The organism is Aneurinibacillus migulanus (genome assembly GCF_001274715.1).
GTDB lineage: Bacteria > Bacillota > Bacilli > Aneurinibacillales > Aneurinibacillaceae > Aneurinibacillus > Aneurinibacillus migulanus.
Genome location: NZ_LGUG01000004.1, coordinates 3,640,085 through 3,656,390 on the forward strand (window position 1 = coordinate 3,640,085; position 16,306 = coordinate 3,656,390).

The window sequence follows — 16,306 nt, forward strand, 5'->3', positions numbered from 1 at the left end:
TAAACGTTCTCTCATCTCTCAGGATATTCTCCTGCAGGATTTGGCACCTTCCATACACCTTCGCTCATGCGTAAGATGCAAGGGGTTGCCGGGCTTCATCGGGCCAGTCCCTCTGCCGCTCTTGATAAGAAGACAACATTATTTTATTTTCGTTCATTCTATCATAGCTGATCCTCCTGCAGAATGTCTACCCAGCAAACTTTATTGCGGCCTGTCCGTTTCGCCTCATATAACAGTTTGTCAGCAAGATGGTACATCTCTTCAGCATGCGTCTCGGGAAACGAAGCACCTCCGACGGAGACCGTGATGTGAATTCCTTCTCCGTCAAGCGTCGTGAATACGTGCCGTTCCACCATAGCACGAATATGTTCAGCATTATACCTTGCCTCCAAACGCGAACAATCGAGCATGAGAATGGAGAACTCCTCTCCCCCATTACGTGAAACGATATCTACCGGCCGCGCGGCATTAGAAAGTACCTGACCGAGTTCTTGTAAAATCTTATCCCCGTTAGGGTGACCGTATGTATCATTCACCTCTTTAAAATGATCAATATCAATCACAAGCAGCGAAAAGGACTCTCCACGCTCTTTCGCCCTCTGCACGTATGCATTAAAAAAAACGGTAAACTGTCTGGAATTGTTTAACCCCGTGAGGAAATCCTTCGTTGAGTACTCTTTTAGTCTTCGGAATGCCTCGTTCGATTGATCGATGTAAATATATGTATAGAATGCGAAAAAACCCGCCGTAATAGAAATACACCAATGATAAAGTGCTGTTTCGAGAAAAAGAGGAGCAGTTGGAATGTTAATAAATAAAGATGCCGTAATAATCAGCAAAGAAAAAAGATTCATGAGCATAAATTTTACTAGCGGACGCGATTTACTGCGTGTTAATAAACCGCAGCCAAGGCCAATAAGCAACATGCCGCCAAACGCTACAAACGCTTCAGAGCCCGCCGGAAATAAAATTACCCTCGCCATTGCAATAATCAGAGCTGAAACAAGTGCGGTCGGAATCCCTCCATATAACGCGGCCAAAGCTACAGGAATATGGCGTAAATCAGCAATAACACCAGGTACTATACGAATGGAAAACTCCATCAGCACCGCACCAAGCAATCCGAATAATAAGGCGGCCAGCAGCTTTAATTTCGATGGAGAATACGGCTTTACGGGATGGTTTCTAAAAATTTGTCCCATAATAAACAGTCCAGAAATAACAATCGTTCCGTTAATAACAAAATCCTTCAGCATAGCCTCTCCCTTTTTCATGTCTCTATGATAATGGTGTGCAGTCTGGTTGCATCGATGACAAATCAAAGTAAAAATATGACATGTTCATTATAAACTAAAGAAGGGAATAGGATATAGTCTTATGAGTAGCAAAACAGGAGACATATTTACTTGTCCAAGGAAGAAACGTTGCAATTTGTATAACCCTTTAGAGATTTGAATTACATCTTACGAAAAATGCATAGTAAAAAGGACGACCCTGTTATCATCAACCCGGTTCGTCCTTCCTTTCCTACCTCAAATCGCTTGCTTATGTCAAACTATGGAACGTGAATCGCTCCTACATCCACGGTCCACCCAAACGTATCCTCAATTTGTCCGCTCTGAATACGCGTAATCGTATCATACAGTTTTTTGGAGATGACGCCTATTTCTCCTTTATTAACCACTATTCGTTTATCAGTCCACTGCAGCTCGCCAATAGGCGAAATAACGGCAGCGGTTCCTGTACCGAAGGCTTCTTCTAGCGTTCCATTCGTATAGGCTAAATATAATTCCTCCATAGATATTTTTCTTTCCGTAACAGGAACATCCCACTCTTCTAAAAGGCGAATAATCGAGTCCCTTGTCACCCCGTTTAAAATGCTGCCATTCAATGCCGGAGTCACTACCTCTCCAGCGATTTTAAAGAACACATTCATACTCCCTACTTCTTCGATATACTGCTTTTCTATACCGTCCAACCATAGAACCTGGGAGCACCCATGTTCTGCTGCATCTATCTGCGCTTTTAAGCCGGAAGCATAGTTGCTCGATGTCTTAGCAAATCCTGTTCCGCCACGTACAGCACGAACGTATTTATTTTCCACATGAATTTTTATCGGCTTTATACCTTCCGGATAGTAAGCGCCGACAGGTGAAAGAATGATGATAAATGTATATTGTTCGGCGGCCCGAACACCGAGACAAGGCTCTGTTGCAATAATAAACGGCCGAATATAAAGAGACGTTCCTTCTGCCACAGGAATCCAGTCCCTCTCTACGCGCACTAGCTCTTTTATTGCCTCTATCAAAAACGCTTCATCAATCGGAGGTATATTCATCCTTTCATTCGATATGTTGAGTCTCTCCATATTTTTGTCCGGTCGAAACAAAAGAATGTCATCGTTTTTTGTTTTGTAAGCCTTCAATCCTTCGAATACAGCTTGCCCATAATGGAATACCATCGCGGAAGGATCAAGCATCAATGGCGCATACGGAACAATTCTCGGTTCGTGCCACCCTTCCTCCTTCGTGTAATCCATTAAAAACATATGGTCTGTGAAATACTTTCCGAACCCTAAATGACTTTGATCAGGCTTAGGCTTTGGATTCTGGTTCCTTTCTATTGAAATTTGACTCCCCATAAATATCCCTCTCCTTTGTTTGTTCAATAAGGCTTATTATATTTGTAACACTTTTTTGACAATAAATAAAATATATATAACCTAATTACTTTATAAGGAATACCTATATAATTCCAGAATGTACCCACACAAAAAAACCGGCCGATAACCAGGCCGATTTTTTTATATTTTGCATATATCAAAATGTTTATGCTCCGGCAATTCTTCGGAGACGCTGTGCCTCTGTTAAGCCCGGACACGTATAGCAATACTGCCCTTGCGGCAGACAATAATTGAAGCAGCATTTCTTCCGCAATCGAATCATGCGCCCTTCTTCTAGCGGATGTGGAAAATAGGCGTATTCCTCTGCAAACGGATTGCCGTCCACCCCTTCAAACCACACATCCGGGGCATCCGTAACAAGAAAATGAAAGTCGTCTGTGAGACGCTGACGTTCCGCCTCTGTACTCGTTTCTTTCATCCACAAATCATACCAATAATAAAGCACAAACGACAAATGCGCCCATAACGTACCCAAACTCACTCCTGTACGCTTCGCTACCGCCTGGAACACCGGATTAACAGTTTCTTCGAAGAGACTTTGCATATACGATTCTCTCCAACACTCCCGGGATTCGGAGGAAGTCACGAATTCACTCCCATTCGTTAGCCATGTACACCACTGCATCTGTTCATTAAATCCGAAGGAAAGGTTGGAAAGTGAAAAATCAAACCTCTGGTTAACATGCGACATTCCGTATAAAGCCGCCACGGGCACCGAACAATAGTGACGCTTAACGAATAGAGAACCTGCCACATGCAGCTTTGGTGCCTGCATATGCCCGCCGACCTCTTTTATCAGCCTATCCATCCCAAATGCTGTAAGCAGTTCTTCGCCTCTGATAGTAGCAAGCTCCGCCTCCTGTGTACTATACACCCGGAACTGCTGTGCCAGATGATTGTGGTTTTTCCCTTGTTCCACAAAGCAACCTTCCTTTCCTGTTTATCATCCCGAACAATAATGATAATTACTATCAATTATAGATATAGCTTTCTTTTTCTGCAATCCTTTTTCTGTGTCTATGTATAAAAAATATAAAACCGCCCGTCATCCGAGCGGTTTTTGCAACTATCTTTAGCCGGTTTTTTTTAGGCGGCGTTGCTCCAACACCCTGGATACCACACCGTATCTTGGCGAGAATAAAAAGCAGAGCATAAAAAGAAGGCCGGCCGCTGTCGTCATCGCTCCTGAGATGGATACATCAAAATACACAGCGGTTATATATCCCGCGCACGCAGAGACAATGCCGAAGACAACGCTAAGCCCTAACATGACTCCTAGACGATCTGTCAGCAGATATGCCGCAGCTCCAGGCACGACAAGCATCGCCACTACTAAAATAGCTCCCACACTTTCGAAAGCTGCTACTGTATTCATGGAGACGAGTGCCATCAGTAAATAATGGATAAATACAACCGGAATACCTGCCGCAGCGGCCATTTGTGCATCAAATGATACTAATTTCAGCTCCTTATAGAACAATCCTACAACAAGCAAGCTTAATGTGAATACACCACCGACCATCCACACCGCACGTGGCATCTCTACACCTGCTATAGTTGCCGTATCCCAGGGTACGTATGCAATCTCGCCATACAGCACATGCTGCACGTCAAGATGAATATCGGAAGCAAACAAGGAAACGAGTACAACACCTATCGCAAACAGCGAAGTAAATACTACACCAATGGCAGCATCCTCCTGCACACCCGCCACATGCAAAGTTTGGATAAAGAAAGCTGTCAGCACACCGACAACGGTCGCACCCATCAGCATGAATACATTATCTATACTATTACTAAGAAAGAAGGCAATGACTATTCCCGGAAGAACTGCGTGACTAATCGCATCTCCGAGCATTGCCATCCGCCGCAAAATGAGAAAGCAGCCGACAAAACCGCAGGACGCCGCCACAAGTGAACCGGTTACAATAATCCACAATCCGTGTGACATGTTAGGCATCGCCTCCTTTGGAGACAGCGCCGCCATACGGCAGGTGTACCTGCTCTGCTTCACGGGAGATTCTTTCTTCAGCCACTCTCCGACGCACTTTCACCCTCTCTACCTGACGGAAAATTAATCCTCTGCGCGGAGCCGCCAGCATGGAGAACAAGAACAATGCCGCAGCAGCCAGTACGATAACCGGACCGGTAGACAGCTTGGGAACTAGGCCGCTGATAATCGTACCAAGAACGCCTGCAATCGCACCAAAAATACCGGAAATTATGACCATGTGCGACAGCTTTTCCGTCCAATAACGAGCAGCCAAAGGCGGAATGATAAGCATGGCTGACATCAATACAACACCTACTGCCTGCAAGCCAATAACTACCGTCAGCACGATCATAAGCATAACCATTGCGTCTAATATGCCCATGGGAAATCCAAGCCCTCTCCCAAAATTCGAGTCGAAGCACAGCAGTTTAAACTCTTTAAACAATAAAAGTACAAGAAATAGCAGGATGCCCGCTGTTACTGCCATCATAGAAACGTCCGCCTGCACAAGTGAAGCCGCCTTACCGAATAAAAAGGCATCAAGTCCGCTCTGATTAGCTGCTCCCGTCTGGGCGATGCCGGTAAGTAACACCGTACCGAATCCGAAAAATACAGACAACACAATTCCTAAGGCTGTATCGGATTTAATTCTTGAATGACGGACAATCGAATGCACGCACCACGTACCGAGAAGTCCGGTTCCCAGTGCTCCGAGCATGAATAGCACGGTATTCTTCTCACCTTGTAATATAAAAGCAAGGCAAATACCGGGCAGCGCGGCATGCGCGATAACATCCCCCATTAAGCTCTGCTTGCGCAGAAATGCGAAACATCCAAGCACACCACTGCTGATTCCCAGCAGGAAGCAGCCAGCAATGACCCAGCGAGCATTCGGGTCCTGTATTAAACTAAGAAGAAAGTCCATCTTCTGTCTCTCCTTCCTTCTATAATTGTGCGGTATAAGCCGCATTTTTCTGGAATAGTAGCTTTCCGCCGTACGCTTCCTGCAGATTATCCGGCACAAACACTTCGGATGTGGGGCCAAAAGCTACCTTTCTAATGTTCATAAGCAACAGCCAGTCAAAATACTCGTCAACCGTTTGTAGGTCATGATGAACGACCAGCACGGTCTTTCCCTGGCTTTTCAGCTCGTCGAGCAGCAAAACAATGGCCTTCTCTGTCGCTGCATCAACACCGGTAAACGGTTCATCCATGAAATATACACGCGCATCCTGTGCCAGTGCACGAGCAAGAAAAACGCGTTGTTGCTGACCACCGGAAAGCTGGCTAATCTGCCGTCTGGCATAATCAGCCATGCCCACTTTTTCCAGGCAAGCATAGGCGAATTCCTTGTCATACGCGCGAAGGCGCCGAAACATTCCAGCATGTCCGTAGCGCCCCATCAGTACTACATCAAGCGCATCGGTGGGAAAATCCCAATCCACGCTTTCCCGCTGTGGCACATATCCGATAAGCTTACGCTGGCTTTTATACGGCTTTCCATAAATGGAGACCTCTCCGGACACAAGCGGAAGCAAGCCGAGAATTCCTTTAATTAACGTCGACTTGCCCGCTCCGTTCGGTCCCATAATACCGACAAGTTTTCCTTCCGGTACAGTAAAGCTTACTTCCTGTACGACCGGCTTTTTACGGTAAGCGATCGTTACATCCTTTACAGTTACAGCTGTCGTCATGATTACTCCCCCTTACTTAAGCGCTGCCACGATAGAATCAATATTATGGCGTACCATGCCGATATACGTTCCTTCCACTGTTCCCGCTTCGCCCATCGCATCCGAGAACAACTCACCACCAATTTTCACTTCATGGCCTTTTTCTCTTGCTCCCTGCACTACCGCTTCAATAGCCTTCGGTGACACACTCGACTCAATGAATACCGCTTTGATTCGCTGATTCACAAGAACATTCACTAAATTCTGCACATCTTTCAACCCGTATTCTGCATCTGTACTGATGCCCTGAAGTCCCATTACTTTAATTCCGTAGGCATCTCCGAAGTATCCGAAAGCGTCATGTGCCGTAACAAGTACGCGGGATGCTTCTGGAATGGACGCGATTTGTTCTTTTGCATATGCATCAAGCTCTTCTAGCTTTTTTAGATAAGCGGCGGCATTTTGCTCGTAATCTTCCTTATGGGCCGCATCCGCCTCAATAAGCCCTTCTTTCACACGCTCCGCCGCCTGCATCCACAGTTTCACATTGAACCAGATATGCGGATCATAATGGCCCTGAAATTCCGGAGGCTCTCGCAATATGGCAGGATCGATTTTTTCGGAAACCGCGATGGTTGGCTTCTGATTAGCCATTCTTACGAAAATGTCCCCCATCTTTCCTTCGAGATTCAGTCCGTTATAGAAAATAATATCCGCTTTATCCAGCTTGCCAATATCGCCTTGTGTCGCTTTATAAAGATGCGGATCGACTCCGGGTCCCATTAGCGACGTCACTTCCACATGCTCTTTGCCTATATTGGCTACGATATCCGCAATCATTCCTACAGTAGCGACAGCTGTAAGCTTCTCCCTGTTCTTTCCTTCCTCAACACTTCCCTGAGTCGTACTTTTTTCTGAGCACCCGATAAGTGCCCATCCCATAAGAAAGAAAATCATTATCATCTTTACTGTTTGATTAACCATTCTTTCCCTCCCGACATCATTTTTGTACAAACCAATTTAATTTGTATAAGTTAATTTTTTTTCCTTAGGTAAACATTTTACGCAAAAAAAATGCGCTGCCATGTCATATGATCTTTGCCTCCCCTTCTACCTTAACCTGGATCATTCTATGTGGGCATCCACTCTCTTTTATGATTTTATATGATGAAAAACAATTTGTATAGACTAAATATTTTTCCTATGTACAAAATTAAAGAAATAAACATAATCCCCGTCCAAAGCCTAAAGCAATCGATACGGGGATGATAGGAAGCATAATTATTTCTTTACCTGTAGCAAAGCTTCGGCAATTCCGATAAAATATTCCGATTCGCGCCGAATGTGATTCAATACCGTGATGGCTGTTGGATTTGACTTAAGTGCCTGACTCTCAAGTCCCAGTTGGTTAAGCAACTGGACAAACTGTCGACTTTGTTCTAGGGCGAAGCAGACCAGGTTCATAATTTCTCCGTAAACCGCAGGATTCATCGGATGTTCCATCCGCACCACCAGCTCTATATATCGTACAAATGCCGCCTGCGTCTGAGATAGCGCTTGTTCCCATACCTGAAGCGCCTGTACGAAAGGTGCCTCAAGATTGGGCACCAGCGCACGGATAACATCTGTATGCTCTGCCTCTTGAAGCTTCCAGAACTCTCCTTCATCCAGAATGCGAAGCGGCATTTTTTCTCCGTAATAAAACTGCATTATGTTTTCTCCTTTCCACTTTGAAGATGGGCTCACCCCAGTGTATGTAGGTGGGCCGCAATCTGTGAAAAGGTTCTTTATTCTTCAAATTGCAAGTTTAACGGTTGCTCGGGAAGTTGGATGTCTTCTTCCATGTTTGTAGATGGGACTTTCTCATCTACAATATCAAACGATATACTATCTACCCACACTTGCCCCGGCCCCCCTAACAACAGGCCAAAAGCGATTGCTATGCTATCACTTGGCACATCCAGCACAACACTATAGTGATTCCAGTTGGTCGTCCCTTTAATCGGTCTGTTGTACATATTATCAAACTGTAGCAATTCGTTATCCTTTCCATCTACCCGCATCCACAAGGCTGCCCACTGCTCAACTCCCTCTGTTTTTACGAACCCCGAGAGACGAAGACGACGGCCTTTGTAGTTCTCTGCCTTGAATTTTTGCATCATCGTAGCAAATCCAGACGCCTCCCTCTTGTTTGAACGTATATATCCGGATGCCGTTCCCTGATGGACATTTTTATGATCAACTCCCATCGTATAATCAAATGGGTGGCTCCCGCTCTCAATCCATCCTTGCGGTAAATTGGTTGCTGTCATATCGCTTCCTCCTTTATTTTCTACAGTTCCGTCGACCAGTCGCATTAAATAAGCACGATATCTTCCCGGCGGCATGTAAAACATTTTTTTGAAAGCACGCGTAAAAGATTCCTGTGTAAGAAATCCATATTCTACCGCGATTTCAAGAATACGCTTGTCAGTATTGACCAGCTCGTATGCTGCATTGGTCAATCTTCTCTTCCGTACATAGTCAGCTACTGTCATACCCGTAACCGCTTGAAAAATACGATGAAAGTGGTACATCGAAAATGATGAGTGTGTAGCGATTTGCTCTAGAGAGATGTCTTCCATAAGATGGTCTTCAATGTATTCAATTGCCTTCTGTACGCTTACCGTATACTCTTCATATGCCATAAACCCTCTTCCTTTTTGTTTGATTCTCTTGCATCATAGCATGCTACGAAAAAACAAATTTGACTTTTTTTGCGCAATGTTCTTAGCTATTAAGAAAACTTGGCTGGTGCCAAGCTATTGCGCAGGCAACCGCCTTAGTTGCCCTTATGCAGATCTGCTGTGAAAAGCAACGTTTGGTAACGCCTCGCGATTTTTTCTTTGCTTACAAAAGGAGGGAAAGTATATATTGTTCGCTGACAACAATGCTCTTTACTCAAAATAGCTCCAAAATAAAAAACACCGTTCAAACTTAAAACGGTGTTACAAAAAGTGCCTCACAATTATCTCCCCAACTATCTAAATACTTTTTCAACCACACTTTGCATTCTGTCGTAAAATAAACCCCTCCCAAGAATTTTATCTTCTTAAATCCAGCATTACTGGAATAGGAGGGGTTCATCATTTTATATTGTTCAAGTATCGCTTCCTGTTAGTTTAGTAAACTTCGAAATGTGTATTTGTTATTTTACATAATTACATAGCTTGCCGATATTCTCTACTTCCACAGATACAACATCGCCTGACTTCATTGGACAACTGCCAGAAGGTGAACCAGTAGCCAAGACATCCCCCGGCTCCAGTGTCATAACCTGTGAAACCCAACTAATAAGGAAAGGAATGGAAAGTGACATCTGATTGGTATTACCATCTTGTACGACCTTGTCGTTTAAAGTTGTAACTATTCGTAAATTAGTTGGATCTACACCTGTCACAATCCATGGCCCCAATGGACCAAAAGTGTCAAAACCTTTGCCGCGTGTAAACTGGGGATCCGTTTTTGTAAGGTCTCTTGCAGTCACATCATTAAATACAGTACAGCCAAAAACATAATCTAATGCCTCTTCTTCTTTTATATTTTTGCCGCGTTTCCCAATAACGAGCGCCAATTCCCCCTCCATTTCCACCTGATTGGTTAAATCATTTGACGGAAGAATGATTTCCCCCTGATCTGGAATCAAGGAAGATGTTGGTTTTAAAAATAAAAACGGTTCCTTGAGATTGGCCTTCCCTCCAGTTTCGTTTGCGTGTTCAGCATATGTCCAACCGAAATTAACCACTTTTGAGGGTACTACAGGCTCCAAAATTTTCACATCACTATATTTAACTCTTACACCATCATATTTTATTTGATTATTTACAATTTCAGTGAAATTACTGGACAATTGTAAAATTTCGTCATCCTCAACAATTCCGTAGTATACTTTACCATTATGATTCTGATAGCGAACTATCGTTTGTGTTTTTTGTATTACTTGCATTACCACACGAACTCAACTCCATCTAAGTAAATTAAATAATCGTTTCTCCTTCAACAAATTACAAATCCTCAATATGTCAAATACGGATCTGTATTTGAACCATTTAAAAAAACTAAGACTTTTATCTTAATCTATTAGAAAATTTTCTTCAAGTGTTAGGTTTGCTCTCACACATTGAGCTTCGTCAAAATCATTCTCCAAGCTTAGACGACAACCGCGCGTCTCAGTAGTGTAACCTCCCTGGACATGCTAACTGTTGATACTACTTGTTATACCGTTATTACGAGTATCAATAAAGAACACTTTTGTCCGGTAAACATCTTTTTTGTTTAGTAAATAATTTTATTGTCACAATACATATATTACTTTATAACAATAAAACGATATATACTTTCCTAACCATTAAGAAAAGAAGCCGCCTCTTCAGACGAGAGACGACTTCCTGCTACAAATTCCAAAAAAACATAACGTGGGCAAATACGAAAACAACCAAAAGAAAATTATAGATACTAAGAAAAAATTTTCGATTAAACACCGTTACAAGAATGGCAATCACGCCAAGAACGAATGTAGACATCGCTGCATACACAGTCGCATACAAACTATCTGTACCATACGCTACCGCATAAATAATAACGCTGGCAACCAGTAGAACTTCTAGAATAGTAATGATTCTTTCTTTCGTAAACATAGCTTCCTTCCTTACTCAATAACAATTCGTTTTTTATATCACATAAACATTTTAGCATATTCGACCTGCAAATACAGTTGCCGTCAGATACGTTCATCGCAATCGTTATGTATCGCTCAGTTTTGAATCGTTGCTCTCTACTGGGGATTCACGATTCGCAATCAGCTAGCTCTCCCTTCCCAATATGCGAGAAGGTTTTTTATCGAATTTCTCGATGATAGTCATCGATTATACCTATTTTACAAACATACGTTCTCTTTGTATAATGAAAACATTAGAAAAATGTCAGGAGGGAACGATACAATGATACACTTTTATTATCTGGAAGAGACAGCGAAATATCAGGCTAAGCAAGTTGAGAAGGCGGCACGGGAAGCCTGGAAAACCACAAGCGTGGAGCACTCAGAAAAAACGGAACAAAAATCTCTGTATCGCGAAGTAGTACTGGCCGCAAAACACGCTTCCAAGCGTTCTTATCCGTTCCGGTAACACATAAGAAAAACTCGCAGGCATTGCCATTCGCACTTTTTCCATAAAAAAGAAGCAAGCAAACAATTTAATTGTTCGCTTGCTCTCTTCTTCAGCATCATGTTCACTATATGACCTGCATCCCCTCTACGCAAACGAAGTTAAGCTGAGCATTCCCATTGCGACTGCAGCCGTAAGAATACCGCTCCACACAATAATGCCAATGGCCATCCAGATAAATAACGTAACAGGCTTCGCGCCGAATGACACGCCGATCGCAGCACCAAGCGGTGCCCCTGTAAGCAAAGGCGAAGCCAATCCAAGTCCGATAACACCATATTTCTGCCAAATTTTACCCATACGTCCCTGTCTTTTGTTTTTACGTTCCATTCGCTTCATCAGCCAATTACGTAATGATTTAGCCAAGAAAATAACGACTACCGCAGCGATAATGGAGCCAAGGGCGCTTGCTACGGCGATGATAACTGGATGAAGACCGAGGGCAAATCCAACAGGAATCGCCATCCACAACTCTAAGATGCTTGCACCGATAACCGAAGCAATTTTCATCCATATTTCCATATTTCTCTCTCCCTATCCTTTTTATTTCATCTTAGTTATACGCAAACAAAAACCTGTTGGTTTCACATCGTTTTCCTTTCATATTTCTTTTTCCTGAAAAACAAAATGAAACCCGGTACATGACCGGGTTTCACTTAGTTCTTTTCTTCATTTTTATACTCGACAAGCGATGCATCGGTAATGTTGCGGGAGATGCTAGCGCCAATGCCCGGATCATGCTCTATCCCCTCGTTACGCAACATCTGGTCTTCCGATGCCTCTGTATGCGTGTCCCTTTTCTTTTTATCCATATTTGAGCTCCTTGCTCTGTCGTAGTTTCTCTTATAGTGTGCCCAGAAATGCAGCTTCTATTAGTTTGCACCCACGATGGACTTTGTTCCGGCGATTCTTCCTTGCTCGATTTCTAAAATTCTATTCCCCAATTTCTGCGCCTCTTGTTCGTCATGTGTAACAAGGAGCACAGGAATTTGCCAGAGCCGGTGCAAATCCAGCAATTCATCCTGACATTGACGTCTCGTCCCGGCATCAAGCGCCGATAACGGTTCATCCAATAACAGCACATCCGGCTTGCCCGCAAGCGCCCGCGCCAAAGCTACCCGCTGCTTTTCTCCACCCGAAATCTGATGTGGATATTTCGGCAGCAGATGGCGAATGCCAAGAATGCTAAGCAACTGTGAAAGGAAAGCCTGACGGTCACCATCCGGTTTTCCCTTGATTCCGTACGAAATGTTTTTCTCTACCGTCATATGGGGAAAAAGCGCATAATCCTGAAACAAGTAACCAAGCCGGCGCTTTCTCGTAGGCAACGGCTTCTTATTCGTCTCGAAAAAAACGGTTTCGTGTAATTGAATCAATCCCGCGTCGGGTTGAACCAGACCAGCCACACTATTCAGAATGGTTGTCTTTCCCGCTCCAGATGAACCGAATAACACAACAATTTCATTTCCGACTTCAAACGTAACATCAAGCCCAAAATAGGGGAGCGTTTTTCGGATATTTACATAAAGCATGTATTCTCAACCTCCCCTTATTTCTCCCGCTGAGCAAAGCGGCGTATATTCCTTCGTCCCCACCAGTTTAGCCACATCATGGCGCTGAATCCGAGCGCGACAATAATAATAACCCAGCCGGTTGCTTGTTCTATCTGTCCCGCTTCTGCTGCAAAATAAATGGCGATAGGAAGCGTATCCGTTTGTCCGGGAATATAGCCAGCTATCATCAATGTAGCTCCGAACTCCCCAAGCGCCCGGGCAAATGAAAGCACCAGCCCCGCCAAAACACCCGGCCAGGCCAGCGGAAAAGAAACAGTCCAAAATATTCTCCATTCAGAAGCGCCCATCGTGCGTGCCGCTTGCTCCAGCTTCTCGTCCAATGTTTGAAAAGCGGCGGATGCTGCCTGATACATCAACGGAAACGCAACGACTACCGAAGCAATAACGGCTCCTATCCATGTGAACACAATCTGAATGTCGAACCAATTAATTAACCATTTGCCAATCCAGCCGTTTTTTCCAAACAGTATAAGCAACCCAAAACCAACAACGGTAGGAGGGAGGACAAGTGGCAACAGGAACAGCGATTCTATGACGCTTTTTCCAGTAAAGCTACGGCGTGCAAGCAAAAATGCCATACCTACTCCTACTATGAATACGATCACCGTAGCAATTCCCGCCACCTTTACCGATAATATGAGCGGGTGTAAATTCATCTCCATCACTTCCTATCCGCTCATCCCTTCTTATTGAAAGCCGTACTTCTTCAACACTTCCTGTCCTTTTTCACTTTTCAAGTAATCTAAAAACGCCTGTGCTTCCTTTGAATGCTTCGTACTGGCTACTACAGCGCCTGGATAGACGATAGGCTTATGCCACTCCGGTTTTGCCGTTGCGAGCACTTTTACTTTTTCCGATGTTTTCGCATCACTCGCGTATACGATTCCAGCATCAGCATTCCCGGATTCTACATATGTCAGCACCTGGCGCACATCTTTTCCTAGTACAAGCTGATCCTGTAGCTTCTGCCACATACCAAGCTTCTCGAAGGTTTCTTTCGTATATCTTCCCACTGGTACGCTTTCCGGTTCACCGACTGCCAGATTTTTTAACTGGCCAGGATTAATATCCTCGAAGGACTTGACCGCTAGCTGGCTATTCTTTGGTACAATAAGAACAAGTTCGTTTTTGGCGAAATCGGCACGCGAATCTTTGGAGATCCCGTTTTTATCCTGGAGCTTGTCCATGTCTTTCTTGCTAGCCGACAAAAATACGTCCGCTGGTGCACCCTGCTCGATTTGTTGGGCCAGCTTGCCTGAGCTTCCGAAACTGTATGTAACGGATACATTGTTATGTTCTTTCTCAAAAGTTGGTTTCAATTCATTGAGCGCGTCGGTTAAGCTGGCCGCAGCCAATACCATTACTTCTGTTTTATCAGAAGAGGCGGTCTCTTTGCTTGCGCTCATATCACTGCTATTGCTCCCGCAGCCGGCCAGAGCCAACATGCCTACTACTAACATAAAGATAAAAGCGATTCGTTTCAACATTCTTCTCCCCCTATTATTTATTAATTATAATTAGATATATCTAATTATAATTAATAATATCTAATTATAAAGAGGAATTTTAAAATATAACTGTTTTTAGCGGAGGAAAAACCATGAGTGACATTTCTTATACAACCGAGGAGATCGCAGCCATTCTAAAGGTTTCTAAATTGACTGTATACGATTTAATTAAAAAAGGAGAATTGCCCGCCTACCGTGTCGGTCGACAAATGCGTATTGACGCACAAGATCTGGAGGTGTACAAAACAAGAGCTAAAAAAGGAGCTGCAGCCACACCACATTCAGACAAAACAAAGCATGCTCCTGGCACGGCTTCATCAACTAGGCCAATTATTATTTGCGGACAAGATATTAGTCTCGACATATTAACCAAGCATATAGAAAAGCCCGGATCTTCCTATCGTCCGCTCCGTTCGTACGTAGGTAGTCTAAACGGCTTACTTTCCATGTACAAAGGAGAAGCTGATATCGTTAGCACCCATCTCTGGGATGGAGATACCGATGAATATAACGTGCCTTATATCCGAAAAATTCTCGTCGGGCATCGTTACCTAGTCGTTAACCTGCTATGCCGTCGGGTAGGCTTTTATGTCAAAAAAGATAATCCGAAGAAAATCGAGAATTGGGCTGACATAACACGGAAGGATATTCGGTTCGTAAACCGGGAAAAAGGATCGGGGGCACGCGTTCTTTTGGATGAGCAGTTACGCTTACATGACATTCGTATATGGGACATTTCCGGATATGAGAGAGAGGAAACAAATCATCTGGCGGTGGCAGGGGCTGTCGCAAGCGGCGAAGCGGATGTAGGACTCGGTATTGAGAAGGCTTCTTATATCGTAGGAGTGGATTTCATCCCACTTACCGAAGAACGATACGATTTGGTCATATTAAAGTCCGAAGAAAATGAATCCTTGCGTGAGCTGCTTCTCAACACGCTACGCTCCTCGACCTTTCAGCATGAGCTTGCAACGATTGGCGGCTATGATCTATCTTCGACAGGCACCATTATATATGAAACGTACTGACCAACTGCATACGTTTCACACGAAGAACACAAAACCCGAAACGCAGCTGAGAACGGCCGCATTCCGGGTTTTGTACAGTTTTATGTGTTCATCCATTCATCCGCCAATAAGCCCATAAAATATGTATCATAATAGTTCCCCTCACTATACGCATGCTGACGCAATTGACCTTCGACTACAAATCCAATCTTTTGATATAGTTCAATGGCTCGTTGATTTATGCCTCTTGTTGTTAAATAAATCTTATGCAGACGAAGCTGCTTAAATCCTATGTCGATCATTTTCTCCATCGCTGGCTTCCCATACCCGCAACCCCGATATTCAGGGGCTAGCAGAATCCCAATGCTCGCCCTTCCATGTTCGTGCTCAATGTTTTGCAAGAAAATCCAGCCTACTGCTTTTTTGTCCTCATTTTCGATCGCTAACACAAGATCTCCCTGTTGTCTTTTATGTTCTACATGCTTTCGCGTCTCTTCAAACGTCATCGGCACACGGCCAACTAACGAGATGGAATCGGCGTCATTTAACCAGCGGTGAAGGTCTGCAATATCTTCTTCCTCAAACGCACGTAGCGTTACATTTATCGTCGTCAATACATCCCTCTCCTTTTCTATAAAATTATTTAAAGCCTCTCCTTGTATAA

The 16,306-nt window shown here is 43.9% G+C and carries 19 protein-coding genes and 1 riboswitch; of the genes, 2 read left to right on the forward strand and 17 right to left on the reverse strand.

The window, feature by feature from the left end:
- Positions 1-8: 8 nt before the first annotated feature.
- A riboswitch (SAM riboswitch) is annotated at positions 9-131 on the reverse strand.
- Between the two features lie 30 nt (positions 132-161).
- The 11 genes from AF333_RS19210 to AF333_RS19260 form a co-directional block, all read right to left on the reverse strand.
- Positions 162-1,256 carry a diguanylate cyclase gene (locus AF333_RS19210; RefSeq protein ID WP_043063376.1) on the reverse strand — a complete coding sequence of 365 codons (1,095 nt, stop codon included), beginning with the start codon at positions 1,254-1,256 and terminating at the stop codon, positions 162-164.
- Positions 1,257-1,555: 299 nt separating this feature from the next.
- Entirely contained in the window at positions 1,556-2,641 is a 1,086-nt protein-coding gene (locus AF333_RS19215; protein WP_043063377.1) for a branched-chain amino acid aminotransferase, read from the reverse strand.
- 187 nt (positions 2,642-2,828) lie between these two features.
- On the reverse strand, positions 2,829-3,602 hold the full coding sequence (locus AF333_RS19220) for a hypothetical protein (RefSeq protein ID WP_043063378.1): 774 nt from the start codon (positions 3,600-3,602) through the stop codon (positions 2,829-2,831).
- A 153-nt stretch (positions 3,603-3,755) separates the two neighbouring features.
- Positions 3,756-4,634, reverse strand: a complete 879-nt coding sequence (locus AF333_RS19225) for a metal ABC transporter permease (RefSeq protein WP_043063379.1) — start codon at positions 4,632-4,634, stop codon at positions 3,756-3,758.
- A 1-nt stretch (position 4,635) separates the two neighbouring features.
- The gene (locus AF333_RS19230; protein ID WP_043063380.1) at positions 4,636-5,601 is read right to left on the reverse strand and encodes a metal ABC transporter permease; all 966 of its coding nucleotides are present in this window, start codon (positions 5,599-5,601) and stop codon (positions 4,636-4,638) included.
- 19 nt (positions 5,602-5,620) lie between these two features.
- The gene (locus tag AF333_RS19235; protein WP_043063381.1) at positions 5,621-6,370 is read right to left on the reverse strand and encodes a metal ABC transporter ATP-binding protein; all 750 of its coding nucleotides are present in this window, start codon (positions 6,368-6,370) and stop codon (positions 5,621-5,623) included.
- Between the two features lie 12 nt (positions 6,371-6,382).
- A complete protein-coding gene (locus AF333_RS19240) occupies positions 6,383-7,333 on the reverse strand; it encodes a metal ABC transporter solute-binding protein, Zn/Mn family (RefSeq protein WP_043063382.1) in 951 nt (316 codons plus the stop codon).
- 297 nt (positions 7,334-7,630) lie between these two features.
- Positions 7,631-8,059, reverse strand: coding sequence for a DUF2935 domain-containing protein (locus AF333_RS19245; RefSeq protein ID WP_043063383.1), 429 nt, complete (start codon positions 8,057-8,059; stop codon positions 7,631-7,633).
- Between the two features lie 77 nt (positions 8,060-8,136).
- Positions 8,137-9,036, reverse strand: coding sequence for a helix-turn-helix transcriptional regulator (locus AF333_RS19250; RefSeq protein ID WP_043063384.1), 900 nt, complete (start codon positions 9,034-9,036; stop codon positions 8,137-8,139).
- Between the two features lie 500 nt (positions 9,037-9,536).
- Entirely contained in the window at positions 9,537-10,334 is a 798-nt protein-coding gene (locus AF333_RS19255) for a fumarylacetoacetate hydrolase family protein (RefSeq protein WP_052811669.1), read from the reverse strand.
- A gap of 445 nt (positions 10,335-10,779) precedes the next feature.
- Complete coding sequence (locus AF333_RS19260) at positions 10,780-11,025, reverse strand: hypothetical protein (RefSeq protein ID WP_043063385.1); 246 nt, start codon at positions 11,023-11,025, stop codon at positions 10,780-10,782.
- 303 nt (positions 11,026-11,328) lie between these two features.
- Between AF333_RS19260 and AF333_RS19265 the strand changes: the two genes are divergently transcribed.
- On the forward strand, positions 11,329-11,514 hold the full coding sequence (locus tag AF333_RS19265; protein ID WP_043063386.1) for a hypothetical protein: 186 nt from the start codon (positions 11,329-11,331) through the stop codon (positions 11,512-11,514).
- A gap of 126 nt (positions 11,515-11,640) precedes the next feature.
- On the opposite strand, the gene AF333_RS19270 is transcribed toward AF333_RS19265, so the two are convergent.
- The 5 genes from AF333_RS19270 to modA form a co-directional block, all read right to left on the reverse strand.
- Positions 11,641-12,075, reverse strand: a complete 435-nt coding sequence (locus AF333_RS19270; protein ID WP_043063387.1) for a small multi-drug export protein — start codon at positions 12,073-12,075, stop codon at positions 11,641-11,643.
- 134 nt (positions 12,076-12,209) lie between these two features.
- Positions 12,210-12,365: a hypothetical protein gene (locus AF333_RS33820; protein WP_158502256.1), complete on the reverse strand. Its 156-nt coding sequence runs from the start codon at positions 12,363-12,365 to the stop codon at positions 12,210-12,212.
- A gap of 60 nt (positions 12,366-12,425) precedes the next feature.
- The gene (locus AF333_RS19275; RefSeq protein ID WP_043063388.1) at positions 12,426-13,085 is read right to left on the reverse strand and encodes an ATP-binding cassette domain-containing protein; all 660 of its coding nucleotides are present in this window, start codon (positions 13,083-13,085) and stop codon (positions 12,426-12,428) included.
- A 17-nt stretch (positions 13,086-13,102) separates the two neighbouring features.
- A complete protein-coding gene (gene modB, locus AF333_RS19280; RefSeq protein WP_043063389.1) occupies positions 13,103-13,789 on the reverse strand; it encodes a molybdate ABC transporter permease subunit in 687 nt (228 codons plus the stop codon).
- 24 nt (positions 13,790-13,813) lie between these two features.
- Positions 13,814-14,614 carry a molybdate ABC transporter substrate-binding protein gene (gene modA, locus AF333_RS19285; RefSeq protein WP_043063390.1) on the reverse strand — a complete coding sequence of 267 codons (801 nt, stop codon included), beginning with the start codon at positions 14,612-14,614 and terminating at the stop codon, positions 13,814-13,816.
- A gap of 113 nt (positions 14,615-14,727) precedes the next feature.
- Here modA and AF333_RS19290 point away from each other — a divergent pair, with 113 nt between their 5' ends.
- Entirely contained in the window at positions 14,728-15,663 is a 936-nt protein-coding gene (locus AF333_RS19290; RefSeq protein ID WP_043063391.1) for a substrate-binding domain-containing protein, read from the forward strand.
- A gap of 80 nt (positions 15,664-15,743) precedes the next feature.
- Here AF333_RS19290 and AF333_RS19295 read toward each other — a convergent pair whose 3' ends face one another.
- Positions 15,744-16,256, reverse strand: a complete 513-nt coding sequence (locus AF333_RS19295; RefSeq protein WP_043063392.1) for a GNAT family N-acetyltransferase — start codon at positions 16,254-16,256, stop codon at positions 15,744-15,746.
- Positions 16,257-16,306: the final 50 nt, after the last annotated feature.

Excerpts from the sequence above, each read along its gene's own strand:
- AF333_RS19215 (WP_043063377.1), bottom strand. The coding sequence starts at position 2,641 with ATGGGGAGTCAAATTTCAATAGAAAGGAACCAGAATCCAAAGCCTAAG.
- AF333_RS19230 (WP_043063380.1), bottom strand. The coding sequence starts at position 5,601 with ATGGACTTTCTTCTTAGTTTAATACAGGACCCGAATGCTCGCTGGGTC.
- AF333_RS19250 (WP_043063384.1), bottom strand. The coding sequence starts at position 9,036 with ATGGCATATGAAGAGTATACGGTAAGCGTACAGAAGGCAATTGAATAC.
- AF333_RS19210 (WP_043063376.1), bottom strand. The coding sequence starts at position 1,256 with ATGCTGAAGGATTTTGTTATTAACGGAACGATTGTTATTTCTGGACTG.
- modA (WP_043063390.1), bottom strand. The coding sequence starts at position 14,614 with ATGTTGAAACGAATCGCTTTTATCTTTATGTTAGTAGTAGGCATGTTG.
- AF333_RS33820 (WP_158502256.1), bottom strand. The coding sequence starts at position 12,365 with ATGGATAAAAAGAAAAGGGACACGCATACAGAGGCATCGGAAGACCAG.
- AF333_RS19270 (WP_043063387.1), bottom strand. The coding sequence starts at position 12,075 with ATGGAAATATGGATGAAAATTGCTTCGGTTATCGGTGCAAGCATCTTA.
- AF333_RS19245 (WP_043063383.1), bottom strand. The coding sequence starts at position 8,059 with ATGCAGTTTTATTACGGAGAAAAAATGCCGCTTCGCATTCTGGATGAA.
- AF333_RS19255 (WP_052811669.1), bottom strand. The coding sequence starts at position 10,334 with ATGCAAGTAATACAAAAAACACAAACGATAGTTCGCTATCAGAATCAT.
- AF333_RS19290 (WP_043063391.1), top strand. The coding sequence starts at position 14,728 with ATGAGTGACATTTCTTATACAACCGAGGAGATCGCAGCCATTCTAAAG.
- AF333_RS19260 (WP_043063385.1), bottom strand. The coding sequence starts at position 11,025 with ATGTTTACGAAAGAAAGAATCATTACTATTCTAGAAGTTCTACTGGTT.
- AF333_RS19275 (WP_043063388.1), bottom strand. The coding sequence starts at position 13,085 with ATGCTTTATGTAAATATCCGAAAAACGCTCCCCTATTTTGGGCTTGAT.
- AF333_RS19235 (WP_043063381.1), bottom strand. The coding sequence starts at position 6,370 with ATGACGACAGCTGTAACTGTAAAGGATGTAACGATCGCTTACCGTAAA.
- AF333_RS19240 (WP_043063382.1), bottom strand. The coding sequence starts at position 7,333 with ATGGTTAATCAAACAGTAAAGATGATAATGATTTTCTTTCTTATGGGA.
- modB (WP_043063389.1), bottom strand. The coding sequence starts at position 13,789 with ATGGAGATGAATTTACACCCGCTCATATTATCGGTAAAGGTGGCGGGA.
- AF333_RS19225 (WP_043063379.1), bottom strand. The coding sequence starts at position 4,634 with ATGTCACACGGATTGTGGATTATTGTAACCGGTTCACTTGTGGCGGCG.
- AF333_RS19265 (WP_043063386.1), top strand. The coding sequence starts at position 11,329 with ATGATACACTTTTATTATCTGGAAGAGACAGCGAAATATCAGGCTAAG.